Raw genomic sequence first — 12,452 nt, forward strand, 5'->3', positions numbered from 1 at the left:
CTTGAACGGCGTGAAATCCAACACTCGTTGGGTTTTGTTAACGATCGCTTGACTTTTAAGACAGTCGCTACGATTCTGTGCGCCTTCAAAGAGAACTGGTATTAGCTACCCAACTATTACCTCACTGTTACTATCTACATAATTCGTACTTACAGTCACCTGCCGCCAAGCATCCAAATCCGTTTTGACCCCTGACAGTTTTTCCTGAATCAGGCTCATGGCATCGGTGCCTAATGCCAGTCGCATCGGTGGATGAGGACTTTCCACAGCTTGAATGATGGCTTGCGCTGCTGATCGTGGATTGCCAGGTTGCTTACCATCCATCTGTTTGAACCACTGCAATGAAGCACCGCTCACGGTCGCATAGGCATCAATGGAAAGTTCTGCTGCTGCCAGAGAGCGTCCGTTGAAGTCCGTGCGAAACGCCCCAGGTTCAATTAAAGTGACTTTAATTCCGAAGGATTCCACTTCTTTAGCCAGGGCTTCAGACGTACCTTCCAGAGCAAATTTAGCGCCACAGTAGAGGCTGCTTCCACCAAATCCCACTAATCCTGCTGTGGATGACATATTGACAATGTGACCGCTGCCTTGCTGACGCATCACAGGCAAGACCGTTCGCATCAGACGGAGCGCCCCAAAGAAGTTGGTTTCAAAAAATCGGTGAATATCAACATCACTGACTTCTTCGAGTGCGGCAATGAGTCCATGTCCAGCATTGTTGACCAGCACATCAATTCGACCAAATGTAGCGATCGCTCAAGAGTATCCAGAGGGAAAGCCTGTTGTTTTACTTTTCGACTCAGAAGTAGCAGATATTACTAAAGCTTCGATTGAGAGCATTCAACAAGAAGGTAATCCTGAATCTCGTACTTGGGTAGGAATAGGTGATGAGTATTGCGCCTTGGGAGAGCTTGCCCGTCGTCGGTTTGGGGGTATATCGCAGCTGAAGGAGCTAAAGTACGAACTAGCAGTCCCTAAAATTTGTGGTGCATTTTGGCTGGCTAAGGAGAAGTTGAACTTGGGTAATGATGTTGCAGCTTACTTGAGCATTCTGCTACCGCCCGGTGAAGTGCAAGACAAAGAACAGTTACAAGTTCGGTTGAAGGATGCGTTTCGAGGATTTGATACACCAGCAGGTAAGATGCGGGTAAAAATACTTCGTTATGATGCAGCTTCTGAGGGTAGTGGGATATTTTTTCACCGTAGGCGATCGCTTGGCGATAATATGCCTCCTTCGATGTATGTGATGCTTGGTTATCGCAACGCAAGTATTTTCACTTTTCGCAGTGGTTCAATTGGCGCAGGAATAACCAGCAATTTTGGTATGTCTTGGCTGGTGAATAATTTTACTTCCAAGACATCGGGACTAAGCCCTGATAATCCCAATATTATCGAGGTGTTGGTAGAAGCTGGAGTTAGTTGTGACTCCCAGGTGATGCAGAAACTCTCACGCAAGCGCAAAGGCGATGAGATTCTACTTGATGGCGAGTCTATGTCCAAGGTTTTATTGCTTGCTAGAGATGAATATTGGCGTGCGATCGCCAGGTGGTTGCGCTCAAAGATGGATGAGGATATTGAAGAACTGGTGTTTTGCGGAGGGACTGCGGATTACATTCGTCCAGAAATAGACGCTTACTTCCAGAAAGAGGGGATTAAGGTATCTTGGCACGGTAATATTTGTATACCTGATGAGATATCTTCCGGTATTGGCAATCGGATGGCGGATGTCTGGGCGCTTTACCAATATATGATTACTCAGTTTGATGAGTTGACTGGTTATACTCGCTCTGAGGTTGTACTGCTAACTAAATCCGCTGAAGGTAGTACAAATAATGCAGATGAAGAAGTTAAACGTAAATATAATTTTACGCCTTGTGAGCGACCTAGTACCTTTATTGCCGTGAACGAGAATGTTTGATTAGCTCAGAAAAAGTAGTGTAGTTGCAGTCCTTGTAACTACACTTCTGGGTTGCTTTTCGGAGCTTGGGTCTTGGGGTCTTTCTTATCAGGGACAATTGGAGTGTCCATCTAGGTCTACCTTTAATTGTTGTCGCAGCTTTGTATCTAATGGCAACACCACTTCACTCAAATTACTGAGAAAATGTGCCTGAAAACGTTGATGTGGTGCATCTGGTCAATTGGAATTCATGGCGGTAATAATCGCTAATTCCCCATCTGATATGGTTGCAGCCACTCAATTAATCCAGATGCCTGTGCTTGTGGCAACTGAATTGCACTGACTGGTGTACCACTTAATACTTCATATAATACGTATAAAAGTGTCCCGTGTCTTTCTGGCTGTAAGGCATCTATTGCCCAAATTAAACCACCATGTTCAACGGCTGTAGCAGCTAATTTTTCCTGTGTATGTGCCATCGTTCCATCCAACAGTGCCAGAAATTGAATGCCTGGATCTTTCAGACAAGGCTGAACTTTTAGTTCGCAGTGGCAGCTGTTTCGATCAGTTCAGCAACTTCATTAGGGTGGGAAAGAAACGGCACATGGCTGGCTTTGATCTCGGTGGTTTTGGCACCAATACGGTTTGCCATAAAGCGCTCTAGATCAGGATTAATGGACCGGTCTTCTTGAGCCACAAGATACCAGGAGGGGATTTTCTTCCAGGCGACATCAGTCACTGATTGGTCAAAAGCGACACTGTTGATTGGCTTTTGGGTGGCTGCTAGCACGCTTGCCTCGGCAGTTGGGAGATCCCTGGCAAAGACATCGTGCAACTTCGCTCGATTAACGTAGAGGAAACCTGCCGCATCAGGCACCAGTGCTGAACTGAGTGGGGGAGGGGCGTATTTGCCATTCAACTCGGTAGTCTTCTCACCTGCATCTGGTGCATGGGCAGCAATATAAACGAGTGCTTTCACGTGTGGGTTACCAGCCGCCGCACCTGTAATCACGGTGCCACCATAGGAATGTCCCACCACTACGACAGAACCCTTTTGGGCATCGATGACCCGTTTGGTCGTGGCAACGTCGTCGGGGAGAGATGTCAGGGGGTTCTGTACAGCCGTTACCGTGTAGCCATCTCGTTCTAGCAGTGGGATAACCCGTTGCCAGCTAGAGCCATCCGCGAAGGCACCATGCACGAGAACGATCGCGGGTTTGGGGTTCGATGTTTGGGCTAAGGGTTGTGCCGTAACTGCATCTGAATGATGTATCGCCAAACCGACAGTAAAGCCAACGACAAGTAGCAAACTGAGTAAAAATTCTTGAACTCTTTTCTTTGCGAATAACATGGTTGTGATTCCTTTTGTAGTGATTTAGATTGAACGGAGGACGTGAGGGCTAAACAGGTAGGCATGACCGGAGGCGATCGCCTCCTCTGACCGCTCTGATGCAGGGTTTCGCCTGCCGTTGGTGGCAATAAAGGGGAGGAAGCGATAAAAACTCGCCATTGTTCCAGTCATGGTTAGTCTGCACTGTCTGGATCTCTGACATCGTTCTCTTCTAAGATCCAGTAAGGGGACACAGGGGTATAACTCCCCGCCAGTGCATTTCGAGTGATTGGGCAAATTAGGTCTCTGACACGATCGTTCCCTATTGCAGATATTTCTTGAGCTCCGGCAGCTTGAACGAAAAGAGAACGGGTGGCTGGAAGTTCCGCTAAACCATTCAGCAAGCCGAAGTCATAAATCATGCCGTTGATGTAACTTTAGTGGACAAGACCAGAGCGGAGTGCCCGAATTGCTGCTTGAGTGCGATCGCTCACATAGAGCTTCTTCAAAACATTGCGAACATGGGTCTTTACTGTACCCACCGTGATATAAAGCTTCCCGGCGATTTCAATGTTGTTGTGCCCATCAACAATCAGTTGCAATACCTCTAACTCGCGCTCAGTCAACGATTCAATCGTAATAATTTGCCTGCACTCTGTCTGGCTCGATCGCTCGAATAGCAATTGTACCAGCAGGGTTGTTGCCATCAACCTGAACCGAATAAGCTTGCTGAAGTAATTCACTCACCTCTTGTGCAACAAAGGTAAGCGCACTATTCAAACGGGAGTCAAAGTGTTGTTGCAAAAAGCTGCGCGACACTTCAAGGCTATCGACAGGAGTAGAGTCAAGGCATTGCAAATCACGACTCATGAGTTTGTCTCTTAATCTATATTTTACGGTTTAGAACGCATTACCTTTTACGACACAACCCGCTAAACTGCCGCTGATAGCTCTGGTTGAAACTTTGCTTTCTTCGTGCGACAGACTGGACATTTCCAATCTTCCGGCAGATCCTCAAACGCTGTTCCTGGAGCAATTCCAGACTTTGGATCGCCTTCTGCCGGATCATAAATGTGACCACAGACCGGACATTTATATCGTTCCATAAGTACCTCCTGAGTAGTATGAGAAAAGCTTGGAAAATCTATCATTTGTTCATTACGTTACTGGTTCACCAACGTGTTCAATCAAACAACTCCTCTTCTTTGTGCGTCTCTAACACACAATCTGCTTTGGGATAAGCAACGCAAATGAGCACATACCCTTCAGCCATCTGCTCTTCACTGAGAGAAGATCGTTCGGATTGGTCAACTGTGCCTTCAATCAGTTTTGTCGTACAAGTAGAACACACGCCCTGCCGACAGGAGTAGGGCAAATCCATTCCTGCTTCTTCCGCCGTTTCCAGAATGTAGCGATCATCTTGAACTGCAACGGTTTGATCGATGTCTTCGGCTTCATTAAACAGCCTGACTTGGTAACTAACTCCCATGAGACAAAACCTCTAATTTCTCTAAAAAAGTGCTGGGAAATTGAGTCATTGCAAAAGGTTAGGGTAACTTCAGCAACATTGGTATAACTCCCCGCCAGTGCATTTCGAGTGATTGAGCAAATCGGTTCAGAAACCCAATCGTTCCCTATTGCAGATATTTCTTCAGTTCAGCGGCTGCCTGGACAAAAAGAGAACGGGTGCCTGGAAGCTCGGCTAAACCATTCAGCAGTCCGAAGTCATGAATCATGCCGTTGTAACGCACCGTGGTTACAGTTACCCCAGCTTCATCGAGCTTGCGTCCATAGGCTTCACCTTCATCCCGCAAGATATCGCTTTCTGCAACTTGAATTAACGTCGCGGGCAATCCTTTGAGTTGCTCAACTGTAGCCTGCAAGGGAGAGGCATAAATGTCTTTGCGTTTTTCTGGATTAGCGATGTACATGTCATACATCCACTTCATCAACGGCGTTGTGAGAAACCGTTTATCGCCAAATTGGTGATAAGACTCCGTTTCAAAATTTGCATCGACGATCGGCCACATCAGGATTTGCAGCTTGATGTGTGGACCGCCCTTTTCTTTCGCAATTAACGTCGTTACCGTTGACATATTGCCCCCGACACTGTTGCCAACGATCGCCAGGTTTTTGCCATCCACTCCAATCTCTTCATCATGCTCGGCAACCCATTTGGTCGCAGCATAAATCTCATTAATCGCCTGGGGATATTGAGCATCTGGCGTGCGGGTGTAGTTAACAAAGACAGCCGCAAACCCTGAATGCACAACAAGATCGCGAACCATACGTTTGTGTGTTGGATAATCACCCAAGACCCATCCACCACCATGAATAAACATGAAAACGGGCAATCTGCCTTTGACACCCGCAGGTCGCACGATGTTGAGCGCGATCGCGTAATCATCAGCAATAATCGTTTTCTCAGACTCATCAATGCCTGAAAGATCAACCTGAACGGAGGTCTGAATATCTACTAGTACTTGACGTGCTTCGAGTGGAGTGAGTGTTTCTAACGCCACACTGGCTGAATTTAACTCCTTCAAGAATGCCTTTGTGCCCTGAGAAAGGCGTGGATCATCTGCAAGTTCCAAAATGTTTAGCCTTTGTGGTTTTGCTTGAACAGTCATACATTCTCCTTAAATTTGTAATTAGACTCAGTAGACGTGTTATCGGCTGAGGCTGCGGATACAGAAAGCGCTGTGAATACGAAAAAAGCTGCGAATATGGAGAGTGCTGCGAAGGCAACTCTGTGGAGGAATTTAGTGAACATTTGGGTTCTTCCTTGGCAATTTAAATCACAAAGAATTTCTGGTCATCAGACCGGTCGATGCCAAGCGTAGACTGGTGCGCCAAGCCCATGTCGTCAGTGCAACACCAATCAAAGCCGGGAGAGTGACAGCAGGAAAGTCTTGCGGGATAGTTGATGGAGCGGAAATGCCAACTGCAACTTCCCACAGATGAAAACTGGCATGGGCGATTAGCCACGATGTTGCCGCAGCCCACAGATCAAAGCGGTGCGCTGGCTGGAACATCCCGAGCGCGAACGCAGCACCGAGGAACATCTGAATCATCCCAATATCGCGGATGAAGTGCTGGTTAAAGGAACCCGTGTGGGTCACGCCAGGAACGATGTTATACCACGCTAGCGGAGCGACCAGCATAAACAGTCCGTTGCCAAACAGAAATAGAACGTTGAACGCTATTAGGATGAATCCCACGACCAAAATCGTTCGAGAACTTGCAGTTGCTTTCATGATCGATCACCTTGAAATGTTGAGTAAAGATTGCGATCGAACTGGATTGTACGCACGTGCATCAGCATTCAGGTAAGCGGGAGCTAGCCACAAAGCCAGGTTTCGCACGTAGGTCTTAATGTCCTCAAGGGTGTGTGGCTCTCGCTTAAAGCCATCCCCTACAGGCTCAGTGACATAACTGGGAGCACCCATATCCAGGTTCCAGTTGTGATCGGCAAAATGGTGAAAGGTGGATTCCGCGACGGTACGCCCTAATGTATTGCCTGCGGCGTCCTGTTCCCGCTCAAAGGCGACAGCCAGGTTAAACAGACGATCAGAAATGAGACTTTTACCCATCGCAATCACACAAGCATTGTTAGCCCCTGTGGGAACTCCAACTGCCCCTTCATGGGGATGAGCTGGAAAGAATTGGATATACCTGGAAGGGGAGTCCGGGGTATGCAGGAGTTCATGAATGGGTTCAACGGGTATGATTCTTTGATAGTCGCCGTTGCGCCCGGAGTGGTAGTTAGGCCAGGAAATCAAGGTCGTCTCGGTGTCGTCAATCTGCCACTGAGATTCATCTGGGTCTGGATTGTGCGTGTGAAAATAGTGGGCAGCCCCAACTCCGTCCAGATTGCAGATAGAGGAACCTAAATCTTCATGATCGCGTGTAATCAGGCTACCGCCACCGCGTTGACGAAAGGCATTAATGCTGGCACATTCCGCTGGTGTGATGCCGTTGCCAGTATCGACAGCAAACAGCCATAGCTCGTCGAATTCTGAGTGCTCAAGGGTGCTTAAAATCGGGTCGTTTCCCTCAGCATCTGATTCCCGGTTCCGTGCCACGACCTGACAGAGCGGGAAACCGTTTTGATCGGTTAGAGATTTGAGGTAATCGCGCAACAAGGAGAACCGTTCGATACTCCAATCATCTTTTGATGCCGGAATGGTCGTTTGTAGCAAAATGCGAATGGGTTTTTCCATAGAGTTATTCTGGTAAATTAGCTCCTTGGGACTCCCACCCATCGCCTTGTCGCGACGGGCAGGAAGCAATCACTTGAAGAAACATGGGCTGGCTAGGCGGCTTTCGCTTGGTGACCAAGCCACTGATCGAATTTCGTAGTGCCGATACGCGGCTTGTCGCCAGGGGTGAGGGAATGATCGTTTAGCTCTACGCCAGAATAGCGGGCGTGGATGTCTGTGATCACTTGGCGTGTGTCCTGGTTAGCGCTCAACAATCGGCAGATAAGTTCGTCGAGACGGAATTTTTCGGGACCCGCCACCTCCACCGTACCGTTTACGGGTGCCCCGACTGCAATGTCGGTCAATGCAGCGGCAACGTCATCCGCCGCGACAGGTTGCACAAGGGCAGGTGACGAGTGAACCGTTTGCCCGTCGCTGCTCAGGTTGGCGATGCTGCTCAAGCTGGTAATGCTGCTGAGGAACTCGAAGAACTGCGTGGCGCGGAGGATGGTATAGGGAATCTTGGAGTCCTCGATCAGCTTCTCTTGAGCCATTTTCGCGCGGAAGTACCCCCCCTCTAGCAGGCGATCGGTGCCAACAACCGATAGCGCCACATGATGTCCCACGCCGGCGGCGGCTTCTGCTGTAAGGAGATTATGACCGGCTGTCTCGAAGAACTCCATCGCTGCCTTATCCTCGAACGAAGGCGAGTTCGCCACATCGACTACAACCTGAGCGCCTTTAAGTGCGTCCGCCAGTCCCTCACCTGTGATGGTGTTGATGCCCAATCTGGGTGATGCTGCCACGACCTCATGACCAAGCTGACGCAGATTGTTCACGAGTTTTGTTCCAATGAGTCCAGTGCCACCAATAACCACAATCTTCATACTGAATCTCCTAAATAGTGAATCCCTTGCAGCAGAAACTTAGCTAAGCGATCGGGGACTGGGATCGTAGAACTGGGTTACTGCTAGAAATCAGGGAATTGTGAAGGTTATCAGGCGACTAGGAGTGAGCGGTCTGCTATGTCCTTTCCCTCGCACCTTTGAACCTGATATCACTACATTAGAAAAGTTTTTTGGGTTTGTCGTTGCCTATAAATTCACTACTTTGAGCTCAATAGGACGAGGCTAAATAAAGAACAGGTGAACTTTTTCGCGATCAATTTTGGTTTGATTTAGCTGAATCCCCTCTCTTGCCAAAGCTTTAGTCTGATCGTGTTCAAAACAAAAAGTTCACCTAAACTGGTGGTAAAATCAGTCCACTACCATTAATGGAGTAAAAGACGATGGATTTAGAAGATGCCTTGCATGTTGCTAATTCCGTTGTCTTCGCCAAAGCAGGTAGACGGCTCAATGAAGTAGAAGTCGCCATTCTTCTAGGTGCCCTACAAGAGCAGACCTATGAGCAAATTGCTGAATTGTCTGGCTACTCGATCAGCTATATCAAGCGCAACGTCGGCCCTAAACTTTGGAACCTGCTGGAGCAAGCTTGCGGGGAACCCGTTAGTAAAACTAACTTTCGCGGGGCATTAGAACATCAGTGGCGGCGATCGCTGATTGATGCCACCCAAACCCAGACTCTAGGCATTGAACAACCGAATGCCGCACCTCCAGCCACCGCTACTGTTACCGTTTTGCCTCAGATATGGGCTGACTGGGGAGAGGCGATGGATATTACCCAATTTTGTGGGCGAACTGGAGAACTACAGACCCTGGAGCAATGGATTGTGACAGAGCGCTGTCGAGTCGTGGCACTGCTGGGGATAGGTGGAATCGGTAAAAGTACCCTAGCTGTCAAACTGGTGCAGCAGATTCAAACCAAGTTTGAGGTGGTGGTGTGGCGATCGCTGCAAAATGCCCCACCGTTTGAAGAGTGGTTAGAGACAGTTCTGCCACTGCTATTGCGGGCGCAGGGAGAGGATGTCGCTGTACCCAGCAGTCTGGATGGGAAACTGCTGAAGCTGAGGTCGGGGTTGCGTCAAAAGCGCTGTTTGCTGATTCTGGACAATGTTGAGACGATCCTGAGTGCCGGACAATCGGCACAGTATCGAGCAGGCTATGAGAGCTATGGTCAGCTATTCAAGGAGATTGGGGGAGTTCCCCATCAGAGTTGCTTGCTGCTTACCAGTCGGGAAAAGCCTAGAGAAATTGTGCCACTGGAAGGGGAGCAGCAAGCAGTCAGAACATTCCTACTCAAAGGACTGAACTCAGAAGCAGGACAAGAACTATTTCGCTGTAAAGGAAACTTCGCGGGAACCGACTCAGAATGGGAGCGATTAGTCACCCATTACGGTGGCAACCCCCTGGCGCTGAAGCTGGTGGCAGCCACAACTCAGGATCTCTTTACTGGTAGCATTGCTGAAATATTGAACTATGTGCAGCAAGGGTTTGCGGTCTTTGATGATATTCGCGACTTGCTCCAGCACCAGTTCGATCGCCTGAGTGAGATTGAGCAGGAAATGCTGTTTGAGTTAGCGATTAATCGGGAACCTGTCTCGCTTTCCAAGTTGAATCAGGATTTGGTAACTCAGGCTTCTAGGCGCAGACTACCGGATGCAATGCAGTCGTTATTGCGGCGATCGCTAATCGAAAAAGAGGGTGAGCAGTTCTTTCTCCAACCTGTCGTGCTGGAGTATGCCACCAATCGGTTCGTGCAATGCATTGCTGAGGAAATTTCCAGCCAAACGCCAGAGCAACTCAGAACCCATGCGCTGATGAGAGCACAGGCAAAAGACTATGTGCGAGAGATGCAAAAGCGATTGATTGTGGAGCCGATCGCTGAACAATTGCTGCTTCAGTTTGGCAATGCACAAGCCCTGGAACAGCAGTTAAAAATTCTGTTGCAGCAGCAACAGCAAGCACCTCAGCCCAACTATCTGGCTGGTAATCTCCTCAATCTACTGGTGCAGTTGCAAAGCAATTTACGCGGCTGTGACTTTTCAGCGCTCACCGTTTGGCAAGCCGACTTGCGGCAGGTCAACCTGGCAGGAGTCAATTTTCGCAACGCTGATTTAGCAACCTCTGTGTTTGCAGAGACTTTAAGTAGCGTCATGTCAGTCAGCCTTAATCCAGAGGGTAGTTTGCTGGCAACCGGCGATTTAGACGGTAAGATTTGCCTGTGGCGAGTGGTCGATGGTCAACCGATTTTGACATTGCAAGGACATACGGGTTGGATCTGGGCAGTCACCTTCAGTCCCGACGGCAAAACGCTAGCCAGTTGCAGTCATGACTGGTTGATTCGGTTGTGGGATGTGCAGAGCCTCGATTTTGAGCCGTCCCATCCTGCAAACCTGTCTGAAGCAAGGGATGCCAACCCTATCCCAGGAGCCTGCCTCAACACTCTGCGGGGTCATTCTCATCGGGTTTGGACGATTGCCTTCAGCCCCGATGGTCAACTGCTGGCAAGTGGCAGTGATGACCTAACGATTCGGCTCTGGAATGCTCAGGACGGCACCTGCCTGAAGGTTTTGCAAGGTCACACGGGTGGAGTCACTTCAGTCTGCTTTAGTCCCGACGGACAGTTGCTGGCGAGTTCCGGCGAAGACGCTTCCATCCGCTTGTGGAGTGTTGCTCACGGAACGACCCTCAAAACCTTGCCAGGACATACCCGTTGGGTCAGGACTGTTAGCTTCAGCCCAGATGGTCAAACGCTTGCCAGCGGGAGTGAAGATCGCACCATCCGACTGTGGCAGGTCGAGACAGGTACTTGCTTCAAAACCCTGCAAGGGCATACGGGTTGGGTTACCTCACTCAGCTTTAGTCCCAATGGTCAAACGCTGGCCAGTAGCAGTGAAGATGCCTCAATGCGATTATGGAGTGTGCAGGATGGCACGTGCTTGAAGCAGTTGCAAGATCATAGCGGTTGCGTTTGGAAAGTTGCCTTTAATCCAGATGGTCAAACCCTCGTGAGTGGCAGTGCAGACCGTTCCGCTCGCTTGTGGAATGTCCAGGATAGCACCTGTCTCAAGACATTCCAGGGGCAAACCAGTGGGATCACTTCAGTCAGCTTTAGTCCAGATGGCTCCACGTTAGCCAGCGGCAGTTATGATGCCCTCGTGCGGCTCTGGGATCTGCAACAGGAAACTGGCTCCAGGGATTTGCCAGGACACACCAGTTGGATCTGGGCAGTAGCCTTTCACCCGCATGGTCAACTGCTGGCGAGTGGCAGCAACGATCAAACCGTGCGGGTCTGGGATGTCCGAGACGGCACCTGCCTCAGAACCCTACAAGGACATACAGGTTGGGTTTTTTCCGTTGCCTTCAGCCCTGATGGACACACCCTCGCAAGTGCCAGCAACGATCGCACGGTGCGGCTCTGGGATATCCGAGATGGTACCTGTCTCAAAACCCTACAAGGACATACGAATTGGGCTTGGGCAGTCGCGTTTAGTCCTGACGGACACACCCTCGCAAGTGCTAGCAATGATCACACGGTGCGGCTCTGGGATATCCGAGATGGTACTTGCTTCAAAACTCTACATGGACATACGTGTTGGGTTTTGTCCGTTGCCTTTAGCCCCGATGGTCAGACTCTAGCGACGAGTAGCATGGACGGCTCAGTGCGATTTTGGCACGTGCAAGACGGCACCTGCCTGACAACATTACGCGACCATACCAACGGCGTTCGCTCCGTTGCCTTCAGCCCCAATGGTCGTATCCTAGCTAGTGGCAGTGACGATCAAACCATTCGGCTCTGGGATGTCCGAGACGGCACCTGCCAGAAAGTACTACAAGGGCATATCAGTCGGGGCTGTTCCGTTCAGTTCAGTCCGGTTGACGTAAGCCTGCCGTCCGGTACAGGGGAAATTTTGGTCAGTGGTAGTCAGGATGAAACCATTAAACTGTGGAATCCGGCAACCGGTGAGTGCCTCAAAACGCTGAGAGCCGATCGCTTGTATGAAGGCATGAATATTCAGGGTGCGACCGGGTTGACAGTAGCTCAAAAGTCTACCCTAAAAGCATTAGGGGCAATTGAGTATTAAGGTGATCTCAGCAACTGCTCTTGTGTTCGATCTCATCTA

General features: G+C 49.5%; 13 protein-coding genes and 1 pseudogene. 2 read left to right on the forward strand and 12 right to left on the reverse strand.

Going from position 1 to position 12,452, the window contains the following annotated elements; translation table 11 throughout:
- Positions 1–105: 105 nt before the first annotated feature.
- Complete coding sequence (locus RMY00_RS26720; protein WP_322650436.1) at positions 106–729, reverse strand: SDR family NAD(P)-dependent oxidoreductase; 624 nt, start codon at positions 727–729, stop codon at positions 106–108.
- Here RMY00_RS26720 and RMY00_RS26725 point away from each other — a divergent pair.
- Positions 698–1,918, forward strand: coding sequence for a ParM/StbA family protein (locus RMY00_RS26725; RefSeq protein ID WP_322650437.1), 1,221 nt, complete (start codon positions 698–700; stop codon positions 1,916–1,918). The two genes, RMY00_RS26720 and RMY00_RS26725, sit on opposite strands and share 32 nt — an antisense overlap.
- Positions 1,919–2,163: 245 nt before the next feature.
- Here RMY00_RS26725 and RMY00_RS26730 read toward each other — a convergent pair whose 3' ends face one another.
- The 11 genes and pseudogenes from RMY00_RS26730 to RMY00_RS26780 form a co-directional block, all read right to left on the reverse strand.
- Entirely contained in the window at positions 2,164–2,376 is a 213-nt protein-coding gene (locus RMY00_RS26730; RefSeq protein WP_322650438.1) for a hypothetical protein, read from the reverse strand.
- A gap of 59 nt (positions 2,377–2,435) precedes the next feature.
- On the reverse strand, positions 2,436–3,248 hold the full coding sequence (locus RMY00_RS26735; protein ID WP_322650439.1) for an alpha/beta hydrolase: 813 nt from the start codon (positions 3,246–3,248) through the stop codon (positions 2,436–2,438).
- Between the two features lie 24 nt (positions 3,249–3,272).
- Positions 3,273–3,419 carry a hypothetical protein gene (locus RMY00_RS26740; RefSeq protein WP_322650440.1) on the reverse strand — a complete coding sequence of 49 codons (147 nt, stop codon included), beginning with the start codon at positions 3,417–3,419 and terminating at the stop codon, positions 3,273–3,275.
- Between the two features lie 245 nt (positions 3,420–3,664).
- Positions 3,665–3,868 (reverse strand): annotated as a pseudogene (locus RMY00_RS26745) (helix-turn-helix domain-containing protein); the annotation flags it as partial.
- Positions 3,858–4,097 carry a hypothetical protein gene (locus tag RMY00_RS26750; RefSeq protein WP_322650441.1) on the reverse strand — a complete coding sequence of 80 codons (240 nt, stop codon included), beginning with the start codon at positions 4,095–4,097 and terminating at the stop codon, positions 3,858–3,860. The pseudogene RMY00_RS26745 and the gene RMY00_RS26750, both read right to left, overlap by 11 nt.
- A 62-nt stretch (positions 4,098–4,159) precedes the next feature.
- Positions 4,160–4,333 carry a rubredoxin gene (rd, locus tag RMY00_RS26755; protein ID WP_322650442.1) on the reverse strand — a complete coding sequence of 58 codons (174 nt, stop codon included), beginning with the start codon at positions 4,331–4,333 and terminating at the stop codon, positions 4,160–4,162.
- Positions 4,334–4,410: 77 nt separating this feature from the next.
- Entirely contained in the window at positions 4,411–4,716 is a 306-nt protein-coding gene (locus RMY00_RS26760; protein ID WP_322650443.1) for a 2Fe-2S iron-sulfur cluster-binding protein, read from the reverse strand.
- Between the two features lie 145 nt (positions 4,717–4,861).
- Positions 4,862–5,857: an alpha/beta hydrolase gene (locus tag RMY00_RS26765; RefSeq protein ID WP_322650444.1), complete on the reverse strand. Its 996-nt coding sequence runs from the start codon at positions 5,855–5,857 to the stop codon at positions 4,862–4,864.
- A gap of 168 nt (positions 5,858–6,025) precedes the next feature.
- Positions 6,026–6,484 (reverse strand): hypothetical protein, encoded by a 459-nt coding sequence (locus tag RMY00_RS26770; RefSeq protein ID WP_322650445.1) that lies wholly within the window; start codon positions 6,482–6,484, stop codon positions 6,026–6,028.
- Positions 6,485–6,490: 6 nt separating this feature from the next.
- Positions 6,491–7,450, reverse strand: coding sequence for a hypothetical protein (locus RMY00_RS26775; protein WP_322650446.1), 960 nt, complete (start codon positions 7,448–7,450; stop codon positions 6,491–6,493).
- A 92-nt stretch (positions 7,451–7,542) separates the two neighbouring features.
- Positions 7,543–8,316: an SDR family oxidoreductase gene (locus tag RMY00_RS26780; protein ID WP_322650447.1), complete on the reverse strand. Its 774-nt coding sequence runs from the start codon at positions 8,314–8,316 to the stop codon at positions 7,543–7,545.
- 401 nt (positions 8,317–8,717) lie between these two features.
- Here RMY00_RS26780 and RMY00_RS26785 point away from each other — a divergent pair, with 401 nt between their 5' ends.
- Entirely contained in the window at positions 8,718–12,413 is a 3,696-nt protein-coding gene (locus RMY00_RS26785) for an NB-ARC domain-containing protein (protein WP_322650448.1), read from the forward strand.
- Positions 12,414–12,452: the final 39 nt, after the last annotated feature.

The sequence above is a fragment of the Nostoc sp. ChiVER01 genome (assembly GCF_034531155.1).
Lineage (GTDB): Bacteria > Cyanobacteriota > Cyanobacteriia > Cyanobacteriales > Nostocaceae > Nostoc.